Source organism: Polaromonas sp. CG_9.5, assembly GCF_035984465.1.
Taxonomy (GTDB): Bacteria; Pseudomonadota; Gammaproteobacteria; order Burkholderiales; family Burkholderiaceae_C; genus Polaromonas.
Window position 1 is genome coordinate 51,750 of record NZ_JAXCHR010000008.1, and the last position, 17,658, is coordinate 69,407.

A 17,658-nucleotide genomic window follows, 5' to 3' on the forward strand; every position below is an offset into this window, starting at 1 on the left:
TCAATGATGGCTGTCGTGCAATAAGGACGGGCGCTGGCAGCTATTGAAATAATAGCACTCAGCGCCTAAGCCGGGCTTTAACCAGGTCGCTTTGTATCAGTCGAGTGCGCTGGCCGGGCCAAAAAACTCATAGCGCGTCTGGGCTTCCGGAACGCCGAGTTCATTGAGCTGCTTTTTGATGCGGCGCATGAACGGTTTGGGGCCCAGAAAGTAGGCGTCCACATCGCGCGAAGCGGGCAAACAGTCGGCCAGCGCTGCATTGCTCAACAAGCCGATGGCGTGCGGCGCTTCCACGTCGTTGCCATGCTCGTCATAGACATAAAACCGTTGCAGCTGCGAATGCCGGGCCTGGCGGGCCTCAATGGCGGCGCGAAAGGCATGCACCGAGCGGTTGCGGGCAAAGTGAATGAAATGCACGGGGCGGTGGCTTTCCAGCGCCGCGTCCAGCATGGCCAGCGTGGGCGTGATGCCGACGCCGCCGCTGATCAGCACCAGCGGCTTGTCGCCCTCGGCCAGCACAAAGTCGCCGGCAGGCGGAAAGATATCGAGCAAATCACCTTCCTGCACGTGGTCGTGCAGAAAACCGGAGGCCACGCCGCCCGGCTCGCGCTTGACGCTGATGCGGTAATCAACGCCATTGGCGGCGGCTGAAAGCGAGTAGTTGCGGCGGATTTCCTGGCCGTTGACGACCAGACGCAAGCCGATGTACTGACCGGGCACAAAGTCGGTCAGCGCCAGGCCGTCTTGGGGTTCCAGGTAAAACGAGGTGATTTCGTTGCTCTCAGGCACTTTGCGCGCCACGCGAAAAGCCCGTGCGCCACGCCAGCCGCCGGGGGCTGCGGCCGTGTCGGCATAGATCTTTTCTTCGGCACCGATCAGGATGTCGGCCAGTTGCTGGTAGGCCGCTGCCCAAGCTGCAATCACGGCGTCAGTGGCAATTTCAGCGCCCAGCACTTCGCGGATGGCGCGCAGCAGGCAGCCGCCCACCACGGGGTAGTGTTCGGGCTGAATCTGCAGCGACACATGCTTGTTGATGATCTTGGCCACCAGTCCGCCCAGTTGGTCGAGCTCGTCGATATGACGGGCGTACATCAGCACGCCGTTGGCCAGGGCGCGCGGCTGGTCGCCGTTGGCCTGATGCGCCTGGTTGAAGAAAGGCCGCACTTCGGGGTGTTCGGCCAGCAGGATGTTGTAGAAATGCGTCGTCAGCGCTTCACCGCCTGTTTCAAGCAGCGGGACGGTGGATTTGACGATGGCGCGTTGTTCGGGGGTGAGCATGGGTTTCTCCGGTCGTGAATGAAAAGGCAGAGCCGCCTCGCATCGTGCGAAACAGGGCAGGCTGCCGGTACACATCCTTATTCAATAGTCGTGCCAACTGCACGCTTGATATAAATCAACAACTTGGCGGCGTTCGGGCGCAGATAGCATCAAAAAGATACGGGTGTAAAGTAGTCATAAAGATACTTCAAGGAGTCAATTTGACTGCAAAACCCATGCTGCAGGCGCTGGTGCCGCTGGTCGATGACCTGTCGCGCGAGCTGCCTGACAGCGAGCGCTACCGCCGCCTGCTCCAAGCCATGCAGGCCTTGCTGCCCTGCGATGCGGTAGCGCTGCTCAAGCTGGAAGGCCACTGGCTGGTGCCGCTGGCCGTCAATGGCCTGAGCAGTGACACGCTAGGCCGACGCTTTAAAGTCGATGAACATCCGCGTTTTGCCTTGCTGCTGGCCGCTGATGGCCCGCTGCGCATTCCTGCAGACAGCCCGCTGCCCGACCCGTATGATGGACTGGTCGAGGGCGTTCATGGCCAGCTGGAAGTGCATGACTGCATGGGCTGCCCGGTGCAGGTGGACGAAAAAACCTGGGGCTTGCTGACGCTGGACGCGCTGGGAAAGGAGCGGCTGTCAAAGGTTGATCTGCGCGACGTGCAGGCGTTTGCCAGCCTGGCGGCGGCCACGGTCAGCGTGGTGCAGCGCATCAAAGGCCTGGCGCTGCGGGCCGAGGATGAGCGCCAGCGCGCCGACACCTACCGGGCGCTGGCCGCAGAAAAAACCGCCCCGCCCACGTTGATTGGCCAAAGTGCGGCGTACCAGCGGCTGCTGGAGGAAATCGCCATCGTCGGCAACAGCGAGCTGACGGTGTTGCTGACGGGCGAAACCGGCGTCGGCAAGGAACTGGTGGCGCAGGCGCTGCATGCCGCATCAAAGCGTGCTGCGCGCCCGCTCATCAGCCTCAATTGCGCGGCGCTGCCTGACACTTTGCTGGAAAGCGAGCTGTTTGGGCATGTGCGCGGTGCATTTTCAGGCGCGCTGGCCGACCGGCGCGGCAAGTTTGAACTGGCCGATGGCGGCACCTTGTTTCTGGACGAAGTCGGCGAGCTGTCGCTGGCTGCGCAGGCCAAACTGCTGCGCGTGCTGCAGGGCGGGCAACTGCAGCGCCTGGGCTCAGACCGTGAACACCACGTGGATGTACGCGTGATTGCCGCGACCAACCGCGATCTGGCGCATGAAGTGCGCACCGGCCGTTTTCGTGCCGACTTTTACCACCGGCTCAGCGTCTATCCGCTGGTAGTGCCGCCGCTGCGCGAACGCGAGGCTGACGTGCTGCTGCTGGCCGGTCATTTTCTGGAGCAAAACCGTTCCCGGCTGGGTTTGGGCAGCTTGCGGCTCGATGCCAGTGCGCAGGCGGCGCTGCGGGCGCATGACTGGCCCGGCAACGTGCGCGAACTGGCGCATCTGGTCAGCCGCAGTGCCTTGAAAGCGCTGGCCGGCCAGTCGCCCCGGCCCCGCATCGTGAGCTTGACGGCCCGGCATTTTGATTTGCCAGCGCTGCCAACCAAGGGCGCGGCAGAAGAAGACACCGCCGTGGCCGATGCCGGCGGTGCCAGCGAGGCTTTGCCAGACGCGGGCAGTTCAATGGATTTGCGCAGCTCGACCGAATCGCACCAGCGCCAGCGCATCGCTGACTGCCTGGCGCGTCACCACGACAACTGGGCTTCGGCAGCGCGCGAACTGGGCTTGCACCGCGCCAATCTGGTCCGGCTGGCGAAACGGCTGGGGTTGCCGCCAAAAGCGGTGGGTTGATGAACGGCATCAAGCCGATTGGGCCAGGCAAAGCGAACTTTTACGCCAAAACAAGGCGCTGGCGCTTGGTGGACGTGCGCTAGCTGCTCCTGAAAAAATAGCGAAAACATTTTGCAGACTCAGGCCATCCGCCCCTTGTTGGCGACGACCGAGCAGCCCGTGATGCGCCAGGTGTTGTCTTTTTGCCGTTGCACGCTGTAAGCCGCCAGCCAGGCGTTGCCGCTGGCGTCGGTGACTTGCACGCGCTGCAAAGCCTGCCCGTGATGATCTTCCGGCTTCAGGAAAGCGACCGACGCCGGGCGGTACAGGGCCGGGTAGCTGTTGCGGACCAGTGCCAAAAACTGCGGTGCCGTGCCTACAATCTTGCGCACGTTGGGCGCGGCAAAAGAAAACGCCTTGACGGCATCGTCTTGGGCCAGCGCCGCCAACTGGCCTTCCACCACGCTGCGAATGCTGATCTCTTCAGCCGGCGTCAGCGGCGCTGCCTGCGCGGGTGTCAGCATGAAAAAAGCCGCCACGCCGATGGCCAGCCCGCCTGCCAAGCGGGACCAAAAAGCATAAAAAACGGGAAAACTCGGGTTGATTTTCATGGGTTGCTTTCCTTAAAACTGCCTGCCTGGGGTGTGTGCATCATGCCGTCACTGGCACTGCCAGATACGCGCTGTCTGCCGCAATGGATTCAGGCGCGTGGTGTCTACGCTTGCGTCCTACCCGATTTTCGGACGGTGCGGCGTTGCAGGGTGCAGTGTGGGTGTTAAAAAACTACATTTCTATCTGAAGCAGAAAGTTATATGGACAGCACCAGCAGCGCCGCTTGGTATGCGCAACTCGCCAAGCCTTTTTTTGCTCCGCCTGCGTGGCTGTTTGGGCCGGTGTGGTCAGTGCTGTACGTCGTCATTGCCATCAGTTTTGGCTATGTGCTGGTGCAGACACTTAAAGGGCGGCTGCCTTTTCGGGTGCTGCTGCCGTTCATTCTGAACCTGATATTCAATGCTGCTTACACGCCCATCCAGTTTGGCCTGAAGAACAACCTGCTGGCCAGCGTCGATATCTTGCTGGTGCTGGGCACCTTGCTTTGGGCGCTGAAAGTCATCTGGCGGCGCAAGCCCTGGGTGGCTTACGTCAATATTCCTTACCTGCTGTGGGTTGCCTTTGCCACGGTGCTGCAACTGAGCATTACCTGGTTGAACCGCTGATATGAAAAACCGTTCCCCTCGCCTGACGGGCGCTTTGTCGATTCTGGCCGTGGCGGCTTTGCTGGCGGTGACGGGCCAGGCGGCCTGGCGCATCAAGCAGTCAATGACGCTGGCCCGGCTGAGTGAGCCTTTGCAGGCCGCGCCGGTTGCGCCGCTGCAAAGCCTGCTGATCGTGGGTGACAGCACGGCGGTGGGCACCGGTGCGTCATCGCCCGCCCACAGCGTGGCCGGGCTGATTGCGCGTGACCATCCGCGTTTGGGCATCGTCAACCGCGCTGAAGACGGTGCGAAATTTAGCGATATTGACCGCCAGCTTGCAGGCAACGAGCGCTTTGACGCTATTTTGGTCATGGGCGGCGGCAACGACGTGATTCGCTTCACCGGCTCGGAAGCGCTGGAACACGACATCGCCAATGTGGCGCAAAGCGCGCGTGTCCGGGCCGGGCTGGTGTTCATCTTGCCGCCCGGCAATGTCGGCAACGCGCCGTTTTTCTTTGCGCCGCTGTCATGGCTGATGACGCAGCGCGCCAAGGCTTTGCACCGCTTCGTGCGCGAGGTCGCCGCCGACAACGGCGCGGTGTACGTCAACCTGTACCAGGATCGGGCCGATGACCCGTTTGCGCAGCAGCCAGACGAATTCAATGCCCGCGACGGCCTGCACCCCAGCGATACCGGCTACCAGCTCTGGTACGACACCTTGATGACCCAAGGCGGGTTTACCACCCGGCTGGCAGCGCTGGCGCGTTAGGGCGCATTAAAATCGGGCCCAGAAGCGGCCAGGATGGCTGGGTTGCCCCCAAGGCGACTGCGGCATCCTGGCTTTTTTGTCCTTTTTGTAGATTGGCAAGCCCCTTATGTCCCTTCAGATTATTGAAGCCCAAACCGGCGAAAACCCGGTCGCCACGATTCTCATCATGCACGGCCTGGGCGCTGATGGCCGCGACTTCGTGCCCATCGCCGAGCAACTGGATTTGTCCGCTATCGGGCCGGTTCGTTTCCTGTTTCCGAGTGCGCCGCACCTGCCGGTCACCATCAATGGCGGCTACGCCATGCCGGCCTGGTACGACATCGTGGGCGCGGACCTGGTCAGCCGCCAGGACGAAGCCGGCATGCGCAAGTCGCAGGCGTCGATGGAGGACATCATCGCCAACGAGAAAGCGCGCGGCATTCCGGCGCATCGCATCGTAGTGGCCGGTTTCTCGCAAGGCTGCGCCATGGCGCTGCTGACCGGCCTGCGCCACGGCGAGCGGCTGGCCGGTATTGCGGGCCTGTCGGGCTACTTGCCGCTGGCCGAGAAAACGCTGGCCGAAGGCAGCGCTGCCAATAAAGACGTGCCGATCTTTTTGGCCCACGGCTCACGCGATGGCGTGGTGGCGCTGCCGCGCGCCATCACCACCCGCGACGCGCTTACATCGCTGGGCTATCCGGTCGAATGGCACGAGTACCCGATGGAGCATTCGGTCTGTCCGCAAGAAGTGGCCGACCTGCAGCAGTGGCTGCTGCGCGTGCTGGCCTGAACAGCATTTTTTGAATGAAACAGGCTGCTTGCGCATGCTTGGCGGGCGCAAGCAGCTATTGAAAAAGTAGCGAATTGTCCGCTTGGAAATGACTTGCGGTCAGAATAAATGGGTGCTTGCTGGCCCAGCGTCACCGGGTTTGTTGCGCGTGCCAGCAAATGGCCTGCGTCAGCGCGCCGCATCTGCCTGTGATAACTTCCACGCCAATCCAAGAATCTGACGGAAACCCTCTATGACCCCCTTGCAAGCCAACGCCGACGCGAATTTGCAACAGCGCTTGAAAGCGCTCACGCCCGAGCAGTTCCAGGGCATGCGCCGTGGCATTGAAAAAGAAAGCCTGCGCGCCCAGCCCAGCGGCGCACTGGCGCTGACGCCGCACCCGAAAGCCCTGGGTTCGGCCCTGACGCACCCTAGCATCACCACCGACTTCAGCGAATCGCAGGTCGAACTTGTCACCAGCGCCCATGCCAGCCCCGAAGCGGCGCTGGACGAGCTGACGCAGCTGCACCAGTTCACCTACCGCGCGCTGCAGGGCAACGGCGAAGGGAGCGGCGACGAAATGCTCTGGGTGTCGAGCATGCCTTGCGGTTTGCCGACCGACGAAACCATTCCGATTGCGCGTTTTGGCAGTTCCAACGTCGGCCGCGCCAAAAGCGTCTACCGCATGGGGCTTAGCCATCGCTATGGCCGGCGCATGCAGACGATTTCGGGCATTCACTACAACTGGTCCTTGCCCGGCGTGACGAGTGAGCAGTACTTTTCATTGATCCGCAACTTTCGCCGGCAGGCGTTTTTGCTGCTTTACCTGTTTGGCGCGTCGCCGGCGGTGTGTTCGAGCTTTGTGGCCGGTCGTGAACACGAACTGCAGTCGCTGACCGACACCACCATGTACATGCCGTATGGCACCTCGCTGCGCATGGGCCGGCTGGGTTACCAGAGCGATGCGCAGGCGTCGCTGGCCGTCAGCTACAACAGCTTAGAAGGCTACGGCGCTTCGCTGCAGGACGCGCTGAGCCGGCCTTATCCGGCGTATGAAGCGGTGGGCATCCGCAACCCCGGCGGCGACTACAACCAGCTCGCCACCACGCTGCTGCAAATAGAAAACGAGTTTTACGGCACCATCCGCCCCAAGCGCGTGATTCACCCAGGCGAGCGGCCACTGCATGCGCTGCGCGAACGCGGCGTCGAATACATCGAAGTCCGGCTGATGGATCTGGATCCGTTCGAGACGGTCGGCATCAATGCGCAAACCATGCGCTTTATTGACGTGTTCTTGCTGCACTGCCTGCTGTCTGACAGCCCGCCTGATACCCCCGCTGAAATCGACGAACTCAAGCACAACCAGCACCAGACCGCCGCGCGCGGCCGTGAACCGGGCGTCATGCTCAAGCGCGACGGGGGCGAAGTGCCGCTGGTGGCATGGGGCGCAGAAGTGCTGGCCCAATGCGCGCCGATTGCCGCTGCGCTCGATGCCGCCCACGGCGGCACGCAGTACCGCGATGCGCTGGCGGCGGCCCAAGCAGGACTGGCGGACGCTTCCACGCTGCCGTCGGCGCGGGTGCTGGCGTCAATGACGAATGAGTTTGACAATTCATTCGTGAAGTTTGTCCGTGCCCAGTCGTTCAAAACCCGGGACGCCTTGCAAAGCCTGTCGCTGACGGACGAATCGCTGGCGCGCTTTACCGAGTTGAGCGAACAGTCCGTTCAGGCGCAAAAGAAGATTGAAGCGTCTGACGCGCTGCCGTTTGAGGAATACCGCCAGCAGTACGTGTCACCCAAGTGCCTTGAGGTGCCGGTGGCCGAAGCGGTAAACGGCTGAATTGTTGCGTGCTTTGCCTCTGGCAAAGGGCAGGGCGCATGCCCAAACGGCAAGGTAGCGATAAATTCATGCCAAATAGCCCGCTTGTGCATACAGCACGGGCGCAAGCAGCTATTAAAAACGTAGCAATTTATCAGGTGCGAATCAGGGCTTGATGCTATTTAGCCAAGGTTTCAGGCAGGCGTAGGCCATGTCATGAAACGGCGTGGCGATGCCGTGCTGGCGGCCCAGCCGTGTCATCAGGCCGCTGATGCCGTCCAGTTCCAGCGGTCGGCCTGCCGTCAGGTCATGGTGCATGGACGCAAACAGCCCGGGCGGAAACGCTTGCAAAATGGCCAGCGTGTCTTGCGCCTGCGACGGCGCAAACACCGCGCCTTCGGCCCGGCCCACGGCCATGACCTCGGCAATCGACATCTCGGCCAGCGCCAGCAACTCCGGGTCGTGGTAGACCACGCCAGCGGGCTTTCGCGTCAGGCAGGTCAATGCGGCATTGGTGGCCAGCACGGTGAACTTGGCCCATTGCGCGCTGCGGATGTCTTCAACCACATTAGCCTGCAGTGCATCAGCGCCAGCGGTGGCATTGACCGATTCGGCAAAGCGCCTGAGCAGCGGATCGCGGGTCGCACCCAGGCCGCCAAACGTGATCGACGACAAATTGGATAAGTAGCGCACCACGCCCGGCGCTTGCAGCTGCCCGGCGATGTAAGCCAGCCCGCCGAAAACCCGAGCACTTGGCGCACCCCGGGCCATGCGCGCCGCGCCATCAATGCCGTTTTGCAGGCTGATGACCGCACCGGCTGATTCCAGCGCGCCGCGCCATTGCTGCGCTGCGCTTTCGGCGTCGTAAAGCTTCACGCACGACAGCACCACGTCTGGCGGCGGATATTCGCCTGTATCAAAAGAAGCGGCGTCCGCCGCCTTGACGTTCGTGATGCGCCAGTTGCCGCGTGGCCCGAGCAGTTCGATGCCGTTTTGCGCAATCGCCTGCAGGGCGCGGCCACGCACGCCAAACGTCACGTCATGGCCGGCGCGTGCCAGCAAGCCGCCGACATAAGCACCAATGGCACCAGCGCCTATCACCAGAATCTGCAGGCTCATAGCGGGTTGTCCAGGGTTAGCAGCGTTCAGCGTCAAAGCTGATTTGCCGGCGTAGGCGGCAGGGCAGATTCACGGCTGCAGTTGAAGCAAGGCTTTTTCGCGCCAATAGGCGACCGCGCTGTAATAGGCTTCCCACACGCAGCCGTTGCAGCCGCGTCCGCAGCATGTCGTTGGTGCGGGCGGCGGCGTGCGCAGCGTGGCGCCCACGTCGCGGGCGCGCTGCTGCAGGGCGCAGAACAGGGCCAGCGCCTCGTCGTAGCTAGCCGGAAGGCACGCGTCAATCACCGGCAAGTCGGGCATGGTTGGGGGAGGTGAATTTACGGTTTGCTGGACGCCGACAGACGCCGTTTCAGATACAGACCCATGAATGCGCAGCCCAGCACCAGCGCAAACCAGCCAACCAGCGACGCATTGGCCACAATGCCCTGCATGCCGGGCGAGGTGATGAAATACGGCGACAACAACACGCCCAGGCCAATCAGCCCGAGCAAAATGGCCTTGAACAGCAATTCCTTGTTGGCTTGGGTGTCAGCCTGCCGGGTTGCGGCATTATTGGGGCGGCGGGTGGGTACGTTGGGTAAGGGCATGCAGCGATTTTCCCTCATTGCCATCGTGCGCCCCACAAGGCTGACAAGACGCGCGCCTGAAAAGGTGACAATTCAACCCATCACACTGCCGCCAGGCACCCGAACCAACCAAGAAAGAACTTCCCGATGGCCATCCAGTGGTTTCCCGGTCACATGCACCTGACCAAAAAAGCTATTGCAGAGCGCATCAAGGAAATTGATGTGGTGATCGAGCTGCTCGACGCCCGGCTGCCCGGCTCCAGCGCCAACCCGATGCTGGCGGAGCTGACCGGCTCCAAGCCCGCGCTCAAGGTGCTTAACAAGCAGGACCTGGCCGACCCGGCGCGCACCGCGCTCTGGCTGGACTACTACAACCGCCAGCCCGGCACCCGCGCCATCGGCCTGGACGCCAGCATGAGCACGCCGGCCAAGGCGTTGATTGAAGCCTGTCACACGCTGGCGCCCACACGCGGCAGCATGGTCAAGCCGATGCGCGTGCTGATCTGCGGCATTCCCAACGTCGGCAAATCCACACTCATCAACACCCTGACCGGCAAGCGCGCCACCAAAACCGGCGACGAAGCCGGCATCACCAAGGTCGAGCAGCGCTTGGTGCTGGCCGACGGGTTTTACCTGTGGGACACGCCCGGCATGCTGTGGCCGCGCATCATCGTCGCCAAAAGTGGCTACAACCTGGCGGCCAGCGGCGCGATTGGCCGCAATGCGTTTGAAGAAGAAGAGGTGGCGCTGGAACTGCTCGACTATCTGATTCCCAATTACCCGGCGATGCTGGAGTCGCGCTACAAGCTCAAGCTGACGCCCGAAAGCACGGACGAGCAGGTGCTCGAAGAAATTGGCCGCAAGCGCGGTGCGGTGCTGAGCAAAGGGCGCATCAACCTGCAAAAAGCGGCTGAAATCGTGATCTACGAATTTCGCGCCGCCACGCTGGGCCGCGTCACGCTGGAAACGCCCGAGGAGTTTGCCCAGTGGCTGGCCGCCGGGCAACTGCTGGACGCCGAGCGGCAGGTCAAAAAAGACAAGATCGAAACCAGTCGTCTGGTCAAGCTGAAGAAGATTCCACGCTCTGCAAAGCCCGATCTTCGTTAAGGCGCGCGTCAGTAGGCAGTCGCCGACGCGATGTCGGCGAAATGGGCCGGGCGGCAGGGGATGTGGTCTGACAGGCTTCTTTGGCAGTGCCTTCTAGGATTGAGGCTTGTTCAATCTATTACGGAGTCTCCCCATGAGCGTCGCCAAAGTTATTGAAGTCAGCGCCAGCAGCACCACCAGTTTTGAAGATGCCATCAACCAGGGTATCAGCTGCGCTACCGACACCATCGACAACGTTCGCGGTGCCTGGATCAAGGAACAAAAAGTATCGGTTCAGAACGGCAAAATCGTGTCGTACCGCGTGAACATGCAGGTTACCTTCGTCATCGACGGTGACGCGTAATACGATTTTGATGTCAGCTTCACGCTGAAACGGACAGCCAGGCAACCTGGCTGTCCCCGAATGTGCCATCGCTGCGTTTGTGGCTTTGGCGCTTTTTCGCTTTTACAGGGGTGGCTTCTCAAAGCAATTGGCAGACGCAATGTCTCGTCATCCTTAAGTAGCGAGATTTTTCGGCCCACAGCATTTCTTGCTGGATGGTCGTGAACAAGAGATTAACGCCATGCCTGAAAATCAACTGTCCGCCAGTGGCCACCTCCATCAAGACACCGCTGCATCGAAGGTCTTGCCTGAATGTGCTGTCTTTTCACCACCGCAAAACAAGCCAGCCGGCAGCGCTGCCAGTTCTTCAGAACGCAACGCAAAAATCAACCTGGCCAGTGAGTCAGTAGCTGGCGAAGAAGACCCGGGCGCTTCGCTCGACATGCCGTCGGGTGTGGATTCTCCACGGGCCAGTTGAGGGCCTGAACTGACGCTTTTAGCGTCTTTTTTCGCTCAGTGAACATCATTGACGGTGTTCTACAGGGCAGATATGTGCACAGTGCTGCTACGCGGCCAGTCTTCTGGCAATGGCGCAAAAAAGTTCACCTCCGGTCTCACTGATCTGGTTTTTAGCCCGATGATATGTGCGGTAGCGTACATATTATTCGGAGTGGGTTGCCTATACTTCGTGGCTTTTCAGTACCTCCGTCCGAGGTAGCAAGTCAAGCCAGATTCACCCCTGAAATTTCTACATGCCCGTTTCCCCTGATCCTAGAAAAAACCAGTTGATTGCCGCCCTGCCCGATGAGGAATGGCGGCGCTGGCTGCCGCAGCTTGAATTTGTGGAAATGCCTCTGGGGCAGGTGGTCTATGAATCAGGCAGCACGCTCAGTCATGTGTATTTTCCGACGACGGCGATTGTCTCGCTGCTGTACGTCATAGAAAACGGCGCATCAGCCGAGATTGCCGTCGTCGGCAAAGAAGGCATCGTCGCCATTTCCCTGTTCATGGGCGGCGAATCCACGCCCCGCCGGGGTGTCGTGCAAAGCGCTGGTTAGGGTTTTCGGCTCAAGGCACACGTCATCAAGGAGGAGTTCAAGCGCGCCGGTCTTGCACCTGCTGCTACGCTACATCCAGGCGCTCATCACACAAATGGCGCAAACAGCGGTTTGCACCGCCGCCATTCGCTTGACCAGCAACTGTGCCGCTGGCTGCTGCTCAGCCTGGACCGGCTGGAGGGCAATCAGTTGGTGATGACGCAGGAGTTGATTGCCAACATGCTGGGCGTGCGGCGCGAAGGCGTGACCGAAGGCGCGCTCAATTTGCAAAAAGCCGGGCTGATCAGCTACTCGCGTGGACGCATTACCGTGCTGGATCGCACCGGCCTGGAAAAACGCACGTGCGAGTGTTATGCGGTCGTCAAAAACGAATACGACCGGCTGCTGCCGAAAAAGCTGGCGATATAAATTTGCTGCACGGCAAAACCTGCATGTAGTCGCCCGTTTGCACGTGAGCTCAAGAATGATTGCTTAAGGTATTGAGTCACCGGCATCCGTCAGTTTGTGCGGGGCATACTTGGCCATTCCGAATGGAACTGTATTTGTCAGCTGCGCGGCTTTGAAATTGTCCCTTCCCTGAAGGGTCTGCAACATTCCCGAAAGCCCGCATGAACGCTGTCGACAACCACCTGATTGAAATCCTTCCCGTCAAGGACTGCGCGCGCTTGCTGGCCATTTGCGAGCCCGTGCAATTATTGCTGTCAGACGTTCTCAGCGAGCCGGGCAAGCCGACGCGCCATGTTTATTTCCCCATCCAGGGTTTTATTTCTCTGGTGGCGACAGTCGACGGAAGCCCCCGGCGTTGAAGTCGGCATGGTGGGCAGTGAAGGCATGCTGGGCGCGCACTTGGTGCTGGGTGTGCTCACCGCACCCCTTCATGCAGTGGTTCAAGGCTCAGGCGCTGCTTGGCGCATTGGGGGTGCGCCTTTCAAACGTGAACTCGCGCGCAGCACGGCGTTGCAGCGGTGCCTGAACCGCTACCTGTATGTGCTCATGGCCCAGCAGGCCACATCGGCCGCCTGCCTGCGTTTTCATTTGATTGGTCAGCGTCTGGCTCGCTGGCTGCTGATGAGCCAGGATCGCGCTCACTCTGACAGTTTTCATGTCACTCACGAGTTTTTGGCCTACATGCTGGGCGTGCGTCGGGTGGGTGTCACGGCGGCTGCCAGCGCCCTGCAACGCAATGGACTGATTCAGTACCATCGCGGCAAGATGAAAGTACTGGACCGCAGGGGACTTGAAGCTGCGGCATGCAGCTGTTATTCGACCGACCACCAGACCTATGACGATTTGCTTGTTTGATGCGCGCGACTTTGCGGACAGTCCGCTTCATGGGTTGCGCAAGATTTGATTCGGCGTGCAACGGTATCCGCATAGGCTGGGCACTTTTCTGGACCCGCTGCCGTAAGTGGGTTAGCGAACAGATTAATTAATCACAATAGATTACAACTCATGGCATGTCTAACAAAGAGCCCATGAGTAATTCAATACTTGATTACCCTGAAATTTGCTGGCCTGCGTCAAGCAGAGCAGTGCCGCCTGTCTGGCATGCGGAAATCAAGGTTGAAGACTGGGATCTGATGCTTCGCTCCGTCGTGGAAAGGCTCAGGCATGCTGCCGGCGATGGAGGCAAAGTCACTCCAGAACTCAATGGGCCCGGTTCCGTCGCCTCGCTCCAGGTCATCGTGCTGGAGTGCGCGGGCGCATTGTGTCAGTTGCATGCAGCACTCAGGCATGACCGGGTTCGTACCGACTAGAGGCAAAGCCGGTGTCGATTTGGGTTCATTTTCACTGGCGGGATGCTACGCAGCCCACAACTCCCCGCTAATCAATCAAGTTGAATGTCATCGCAGTGCTGGACACGCGCGCCCTGACACGGATTGACACGCAAGCCCAAGCTGCTCCATTCAAGGACACGCACTGCAAAACCCAGACGCTGAAGGCACTTGCCGGCCAGAAGCTTTGAGGCCGTTTTTTAAAACCACCCCGCTTGCGCTACCTTTCAAAGCCCGCTGCCTTCGGGCTGCAAGTGTTTTATTCTTGTCAGGTTCCCACCACCAACAGGTGATTTCCATGAATTGGCTTAAAAAACTCACCAGCACCCAACGCGCTGACAGCGGTCTGGAGTACACGCTGTGGCGCAAGCTGCCGCTCATCGCGGGGGTAGGCACGGCGCTGCCCTTGTCGGGCCTGGCGCTGGCGCATCTGCTGGCCGATGCGGAGCCCAGCGCTGCAGAGGCGCGCTGGCTGCAAATGATGGACTACATGGTCAGTGGCATGGTTATTTTTCATTGGTCAATGGTGGGCACTGTCGCCATTGGCTGCGTGATCGTTATGGTGATGAAAGGCCCGGGCTATGTGGCCGACGGCTACAGGGTTTCGCACAGCGACCAGCCACGCGCCAGCATGGAAACCGACGAGGAAGCCGCAGGCTACCGGCTGCCGACGGACGACGCCGTGTCCTGAGCCGCTCACGCCTTGACCCCACCCGCACACGGCGGCGTACAGGCCTGCGCCGCATCGCCACCCCCGAATGCCACAAAGCATGTCCCCAAAGCTGCGCATGAAAGGCGCGAACGGCAAGCGGTTTCACACCTGACAGTCGCTTCGCCGGGCAAGGTTTACTCGAAGGCCGGGGCTTCGGGCGTGACGACCGGTTTGCCTGCGGCCACCCAGGCATCAAAACCGCCAGCAATCGACTGCACGTTCAGGTAACCCATGTCTTGCAGAGCGACCGCGCTCAGGGCGGCGCGGCCACTGGTTTTGCAATACAGCACGATCTTGAGGTCGCGCGGCTGCAGCGCAGGGTTGCCGCTGAACTTGAATTCGAGCATGCCGCGCGAGATGTGTGTGGCACCGCTCAGGTGGCCGGCGGCGTATTCATCGGCTTCGCGCACGTCGAGCAACAGGTCGGCACCCTGAATGGCGCGCTCGGCATCCTGGACAGGAATTTCATGCACGCGGGTTTTGGCGGCAGCTACAAGGTCGTGGGCAGTTTTCATGGTGCAGTCCTGGTTTTAATAAATAAATTGCTATTAAATAAATAGCTGTTAGCGCCCATGTACAAAGCGCCAGAAGCCATTTTGATTGAAAAATGCGGATTTATCCTGTATTTGACGTGCGCCAAACCTGGGTGTTGGTCTATATGCCATTCTGGCACCCCGTCCGCAGGGCTGTTGGCCGTTCAAGTACTGAAAAGCCAGGCCTTTTCCTGATCGGAACAGCGTAGCGCTGCACTTTGCAGGTCAAATGGTCAATTTTTAGGCATTCCCCGCCAAGCCAGTGCTGGCGCGGGTTTGCCGGCTTTTGAACAGGGTTATCCACAGGTTGATCCACAGAAAATGAGGATAAACCCGTGCAAAGCGACTACAGTGCCCGTCCACACGCCAGACACCCGCCGCGCCTTTGTTCTTCATGGCGGATTGCCGCGCTGCCTTCGCAATGGCAGAGCCAAGTGGGCAATAACGGGCCGCGAGTCGCCGCGCTGCAAAGCTGAGGCCCTGCAAACACCCGCTGGTACCCATGCTTTAAGAGGCGCGGCGACAATCCGGCTCATATGAAAACCATTCTTCCCCTGCAATTGCTGGTTGCCCCCAGCCTTAACGATCCCCAGCCGCTCATCATTTACCACGGCCGCCGGTGCCCCGACGGCTTTGGCGCTGCGCTGGCCGCGTGGCTTTTCTACGGCGACAAAGCTGACTATTTGCCACTCGACCACGGTGAAATCAAGTCGCTGGAAGACCTGCCTGCGCTGGCCGGTCGGGCCGTCTACATCCTTGACTTCTCGTTTTCAGCCGATATCCTGCGCGGCATTGACGAAAGCGCGGCCAAGCTCGTCATGCTTGACCACCACAAGAGCGCCGCCGAAAAGCTCACCGGCTTTGCCTGCCGCTGCGGCGTCGTTCACTTTGACATGGACAAGTCCGGTGCGCGCCTAGCGTGGGAGTTTTTCTACCCCGATGCGCCCGTGCCCGCGCTGGTGCGCTACGTCGAAGACCGCGACATCTGGAATTGGCAGTATCCTGAGAGCCCCGGTTTTCTGGCCGCGCTGGACATGGAGCCGCTGGACTTTGCCCGCTGGGCCGAAATTGCCGCCTACAGCCCGGCGCAAACTGCCGAATTCATGGCGCGCGGCCAGGCGATGGACGAAAAATTCAGCAAGCTCGCCGACGACATTGCCGAGGGCGCGCAGCCCGTTACCTTCAACGGCCAGGCCGGTTTGATGCTCAACGCGCCCGGCGTGTTTCACAGCCTGATCGGCAACCGCCTGTCCGAAAAAAGCGGCACCTTTGCGCTGATGTGGCATGTGGGCAAAAGCGGCGGCGTCAAGGTCGGCCTGCGTTCGCAGCGCAACTTTGACTGCATCCCGCTGGCCGAAAGCATGGGCGGCGGCGGCCACGCGCAGGCCTGCGGCTTCAAGATGGGACTGGAGCGCCTGCCCGAGCTGCTCAGTGGCGTGTTCGTGGCCACGAGCACTGACCCGGCAGCGTGAGCCAAAGCAGATTGAGTCCGCAACGGCTGCGCCTTGCCGTGAGCCGGGCCAAGCCTGCACACCATTTACCAGTAAGCTCTGGCTAAACGCGACGCAAAATATATGAACTCATCTACAGGCTGGTTCTACTGGGCAGTTCTTTCGGCAGTTTTTGCCGCCTTGACTGCGATCTTTGCCAAGATCGGGATTCAGGGCGTCGACTCCGACCTGGCCACCCTGATCCGGACTGCGATCATCATCGTGGTGCTGTCGGTCTTTGTGATGTACGCGGGAAAATGGTCAAACCCGTTCGAGCTTTCCGGCAAAACCTGGCTGTTTTTGACGCTGTCCGGCCTTGCGACAGGCGCTTCATGGGTGTGCTATTTCCGCGCGCTCAAGATTGGCGAGGCTTCCAAGGTCGCGCCAGTCGACAAGCTCAGTCTGGTGCTGGTGGCCGTATTCGCGTTTGCGTTTTTAGGCGAGAGGCCCTCGCTGCGCGAGTGGACAGGGATTGCGATGGTGGCCGGCGGCGTGCTGGTGCTTGCCTTCAAGCGGTAGAAAACCAGCCTACAGAATTTCCGAGGGCGGCGTGGGCTCAATTCCCAATCTGAACGCTCGAATCACCTCAAGCGAGTTGTCCAAGTCATAAATCATGGGCACTGCGTTCGGCACTTCGACTTGAGTAATGTCATCGTCTGCGATGTGAGAAATGAGCTTCATCAGCGCACGCAAACTGTTGCCATGCCCGGTAATGGCTACCCTCTTGCCGGCACGCAGCGAAGCGGCGATGGTGGTTTCCCACAACGGACGCACGCGTTCAACGACCTGCGCCAGCGACTCACCTTGCGGAATTTCCTCCGCCTTCAGGGCGTTGTAACGCGCGTCAACGATGGCATGGTTCCCACCATCGCCATTTCCTAAAGGCGGTGGAACCAAGAACGAGCGCCGCCATTGCTGCACAGCCTGCGCACCGAAAGTGTTGATGGCTTCGGTTTTTGACAGCCCCGTCAAGGCGCCATAGTGGCGCTCGTTGAGCCGCCAATCGAGCACCGTTGGCACCCATACGCGTTGCATTCCTTCCAGCAAAGCCCATTGCGAGACGATGCACCGACTGAGCAGCGACGTAAACGCCAGGTCAATCAACAACCCTTCCTTGCGAAGCAGGGCACCTGCAGCCTGCATATCGATGCGCCCGCGCTCGGTCAGGCCGACATCAGCCCAGCCGGTGAACCGGTTGTCGCGGTTCCACTCGGACTCCCCGTGTCGAATCAGGATCAGTTGGGGCATTGACTTGCCAAACACCGCCGGTGGCTCCGGTTCGGTCTTGATCTGCCCAAGGCCCGCGTCATAGCGGTAAACCCGTTGCGGTCACTTTCAGCATGGCCATTTTCGATCGACCCGATGAAGTACTTGTCTACCCAGCG

The 17,658-nt window shown here is 60.5% G+C and carries 21 protein-coding genes and 1 pseudogene; 15 read left to right on the forward strand and 7 right to left on the reverse strand.

The window, feature by feature from the left end:
* Positions 1-96: 96 nt before the first annotated feature.
* Positions 97-1,278 (reverse strand): NO-inducible flavohemoprotein, encoded by a 1,182-nt coding sequence (hmpA, locus tag RCH06_RS08165; RefSeq protein WP_327080953.1) that lies wholly within the window; start codon positions 1,276-1,278, stop codon positions 97-99.
* A 200-nt stretch (positions 1,279-1,478) separates the two neighbouring features.
* On the opposite strand from hmpA, the gene norR reads away from it, so the two are divergent.
* Entirely contained in the window at positions 1,479-3,080 is a 1,602-nt protein-coding gene (gene norR / locus RCH06_RS08170) for a nitric oxide reductase transcriptional regulator NorR (protein ID WP_327080954.1), read from the forward strand.
* Positions 3,081-3,199: 119 nt separating this feature from the next.
* Here the strand turns inward: norR and RCH06_RS08175 are convergent, their stop codons facing one another.
* A complete protein-coding gene (locus tag RCH06_RS08175) occupies positions 3,200-3,670 on the reverse strand; it encodes a DUF4864 domain-containing protein (RefSeq protein WP_327080955.1) in 471 nt (156 codons plus the stop codon).
* 201 nt (positions 3,671-3,871) lie between these two features.
* Here RCH06_RS08175 and RCH06_RS08180 point away from each other — a divergent pair, with 201 nt between their 5' ends.
* The 4 genes from RCH06_RS08180 to gshA all read left to right on the forward strand — a co-directional run bounded on the left by RCH06_RS08180 (position 3,872) and on the right by gshA (position 7,612).
* Complete coding sequence (locus RCH06_RS08180) at positions 3,872-4,276, forward strand: TspO/MBR family protein (RefSeq protein WP_327080956.1); 405 nt, start codon at positions 3,872-3,874, stop codon at positions 4,274-4,276.
* Position 4,277: 1 nt separating this feature from the next.
* Entirely contained in the window at positions 4,278-5,024 is a 747-nt protein-coding gene (locus tag RCH06_RS08185) for a GDSL-type esterase/lipase family protein (protein ID WP_327080957.1), read from the forward strand.
* Positions 5,025-5,130: 106 nt separating this feature from the next.
* Complete coding sequence (locus RCH06_RS08190; RefSeq protein ID WP_327080958.1) at positions 5,131-5,793, forward strand: alpha/beta hydrolase; 663 nt, start codon at positions 5,131-5,133, stop codon at positions 5,791-5,793.
* Positions 5,794-6,025: 232 nt separating this feature from the next.
* Positions 6,026-7,612, forward strand: coding sequence for a glutamate--cysteine ligase (gene gshA / locus RCH06_RS08195; RefSeq protein WP_327080959.1), 1,587 nt, complete (start codon positions 6,026-6,028; stop codon positions 7,610-7,612).
* A 144-nt stretch (positions 7,613-7,756) separates the two neighbouring features.
* On the opposite strand, the gene RCH06_RS08200 is transcribed toward gshA, so the two are convergent.
* The 3 genes from RCH06_RS08200 to RCH06_RS08210 form a co-directional block, all read right to left on the reverse strand.
* Positions 7,757-8,710 (reverse strand): ketopantoate reductase family protein, encoded by a 954-nt coding sequence (locus RCH06_RS08200; RefSeq protein WP_327080960.1) that lies wholly within the window; start codon positions 8,708-8,710, stop codon positions 7,757-7,759.
* Between the two features lie 69 nt (positions 8,711-8,779).
* Positions 8,780-9,010, reverse strand: a complete 231-nt coding sequence (locus RCH06_RS08205; protein ID WP_327080961.1) for an oxidoreductase-like domain-containing protein — start codon at positions 9,008-9,010, stop codon at positions 8,780-8,782.
* A 17-nt stretch (positions 9,011-9,027) separates the two neighbouring features.
* Entirely contained in the window at positions 9,028-9,297 is a 270-nt protein-coding gene (locus tag RCH06_RS08210; RefSeq protein WP_327080962.1) for a hypothetical protein, read from the reverse strand.
* 126 nt (positions 9,298-9,423) lie between these two features.
* Between RCH06_RS08210 and ylqF the strand changes: the two genes are divergently transcribed.
* From ylqF to RCH06_RS08250, 8 genes and pseudogenes are all read left to right on the forward strand, one after another.
* Positions 9,424-10,383 carry a ribosome biogenesis GTPase YlqF gene (gene ylqF, locus RCH06_RS08215; protein ID WP_327080963.1) on the forward strand — a complete coding sequence of 320 codons (960 nt, stop codon included), beginning with the start codon at positions 9,424-9,426 and terminating at the stop codon, positions 10,381-10,383.
* A gap of 133 nt (positions 10,384-10,516) precedes the next feature.
* Entirely contained in the window at positions 10,517-10,726 is a 210-nt protein-coding gene (locus RCH06_RS08220) for a dodecin family protein (protein WP_327080964.1), read from the forward strand.
* Between the two features lie 220 nt (positions 10,727-10,946).
* Complete coding sequence (locus tag RCH06_RS08225) at positions 10,947-11,183, forward strand: hypothetical protein (protein WP_327080965.1); 237 nt, start codon at positions 10,947-10,949, stop codon at positions 11,181-11,183.
* A 274-nt stretch (positions 11,184-11,457) separates the two neighbouring features.
* A pseudogene (locus RCH06_RS08230) lies at positions 11,458-12,171 on the forward strand (Crp/Fnr family transcriptional regulator).
* Between the two features lie 200 nt (positions 12,172-12,371).
* Positions 12,372-12,569 carry a hypothetical protein gene (locus RCH06_RS08235; RefSeq protein ID WP_327080966.1) on the forward strand — a complete coding sequence of 66 codons (198 nt, stop codon included), beginning with the start codon at positions 12,372-12,374 and terminating at the stop codon, positions 12,567-12,569.
* Between the two features lie 7 nt (positions 12,570-12,576).
* Positions 12,577-13,065: a Crp/Fnr family transcriptional regulator gene (locus tag RCH06_RS08240; RefSeq protein WP_327080967.1), complete on the forward strand. Its 489-nt coding sequence runs from the start codon at positions 12,577-12,579 to the stop codon at positions 13,063-13,065.
* Positions 13,066-13,600: 535 nt separating this feature from the next.
* Complete coding sequence (locus tag RCH06_RS08245) at positions 13,601-13,729, forward strand: hypothetical protein (RefSeq protein WP_327080968.1); 129 nt, start codon at positions 13,601-13,603, stop codon at positions 13,727-13,729.
* A gap of 107 nt (positions 13,730-13,836) precedes the next feature.
* Entirely contained in the window at positions 13,837-14,229 is a 393-nt protein-coding gene (locus RCH06_RS08250) for a hypothetical protein (RefSeq protein WP_327080969.1), read from the forward strand.
* Positions 14,230-14,384: 155 nt separating this feature from the next.
* Here the strand turns inward: RCH06_RS08250 and RCH06_RS08255 are convergent, their stop codons facing one another.
* A complete protein-coding gene (locus RCH06_RS08255; RefSeq protein ID WP_327080970.1) occupies positions 14,385-14,765 on the reverse strand; it encodes a rhodanese-like domain-containing protein in 381 nt (126 codons plus the stop codon).
* 554 nt (positions 14,766-15,319) lie between these two features.
* Between RCH06_RS08255 and RCH06_RS08260 the strand changes: the two genes are divergently transcribed.
* Both RCH06_RS08260 and RCH06_RS08265 read left to right on the forward strand, forming a co-directional pair.
* Positions 15,320-16,255 (forward strand): DHH family phosphoesterase, encoded by a 936-nt coding sequence (locus RCH06_RS08260; RefSeq protein WP_327080971.1) that lies wholly within the window; start codon positions 15,320-15,322, stop codon positions 16,253-16,255.
* A 102-nt stretch (positions 16,256-16,357) separates the two neighbouring features.
* Positions 16,358-16,792 (forward strand): EamA family transporter, encoded by a 435-nt coding sequence (locus RCH06_RS08265; RefSeq protein WP_327080972.1) that lies wholly within the window; start codon positions 16,358-16,360, stop codon positions 16,790-16,792.
* A gap of 9 nt (positions 16,793-16,801) precedes the next feature.
* On the opposite strand, the gene RCH06_RS08270 is transcribed toward RCH06_RS08265, so the two are convergent.
* Positions 16,802-17,521, reverse strand: coding sequence for a 2,3-bisphosphoglycerate-dependent phosphoglycerate mutase (locus RCH06_RS08270; RefSeq protein ID WP_327080973.1), 720 nt, complete (start codon positions 17,519-17,521; stop codon positions 16,802-16,804).
* Positions 17,522-17,658: the final 137 nt, after the last annotated feature.

Coding starts and splice junctions, on each gene's coding strand:
- hmpA (WP_327080953.1), bottom strand. CDS start 1,278: ATGCTCACCCCCGAACAACGCGCCATCGTCAAATCCACCGTCCCGCTG.
- RCH06_RS08175 (WP_327080955.1), bottom strand. CDS start 3,670: ATGAAAATCAACCCGAGTTTTCCCGTTTTTTATGCTTTTTGGTCCCGC.
- RCH06_RS08180 (WP_327080956.1), top strand. CDS start 3,872: ATGGACAGCACCAGCAGCGCCGCTTGGTATGCGCAACTCGCCAAGCCT.
- RCH06_RS08185 (WP_327080957.1), top strand. CDS start 4,278: ATGAAAAACCGTTCCCCTCGCCTGACGGGCGCTTTGTCGATTCTGGCC.
- RCH06_RS08190 (WP_327080958.1), top strand. CDS start 5,131: ATGTCCCTTCAGATTATTGAAGCCCAAACCGGCGAAAACCCGGTCGCC.
- gshA (WP_327080959.1), top strand. CDS start 6,026: ATGACCCCCTTGCAAGCCAACGCCGACGCGAATTTGCAACAGCGCTTG.
- RCH06_RS08200 (WP_327080960.1), bottom strand. CDS start 8,710: ATGAGCCTGCAGATTCTGGTGATAGGCGCTGGTGCCATTGGTGCTTAT.
- RCH06_RS08205 (WP_327080961.1), bottom strand. CDS start 9,010: ATGCCCGACTTGCCGGTGATTGACGCGTGCCTTCCGGCTAGCTACGAC.
- RCH06_RS08210 (WP_327080962.1), bottom strand. CDS start 9,297: ATGCCCTTACCCAACGTACCCACCCGCCGCCCCAATAATGCCGCAACC.
- ylqF (WP_327080963.1), top strand. CDS start 9,424: ATGGCCATCCAGTGGTTTCCCGGTCACATGCACCTGACCAAAAAAGCT.
- RCH06_RS08220 (WP_327080964.1), top strand. CDS start 10,517: ATGAGCGTCGCCAAAGTTATTGAAGTCAGCGCCAGCAGCACCACCAGT.
- RCH06_RS08225 (WP_327080965.1), top strand. CDS start 10,947: ATGCCTGAAAATCAACTGTCCGCCAGTGGCCACCTCCATCAAGACACC.
- RCH06_RS08235 (WP_327080966.1), top strand. CDS start 12,372: ATGAACGCTGTCGACAACCACCTGATTGAAATCCTTCCCGTCAAGGAC.
- RCH06_RS08240 (WP_327080967.1), top strand. CDS start 12,577: ATGGTGGGCAGTGAAGGCATGCTGGGCGCGCACTTGGTGCTGGGTGTG.
- RCH06_RS08250 (WP_327080969.1), top strand. CDS start 13,837: ATGAATTGGCTTAAAAAACTCACCAGCACCCAACGCGCTGACAGCGGT.
- RCH06_RS08255 (WP_327080970.1), bottom strand. CDS start 14,765: ATGAAAACTGCCCACGACCTTGTAGCTGCCGCCAAAACCCGCGTGCAT.
- RCH06_RS08260 (WP_327080971.1), top strand. CDS start 15,320: ATGAAAACCATTCTTCCCCTGCAATTGCTGGTTGCCCCCAGCCTTAAC.
- RCH06_RS08265 (WP_327080972.1), top strand. CDS start 16,358: ATGAACTCATCTACAGGCTGGTTCTACTGGGCAGTTCTTTCGGCAGTT.
- RCH06_RS08270 (WP_327080973.1), bottom strand. CDS start 17,521: ATGCCCCAACTGATCCTGATTCGACACGGGGAGTCCGAGTGGAACCGC.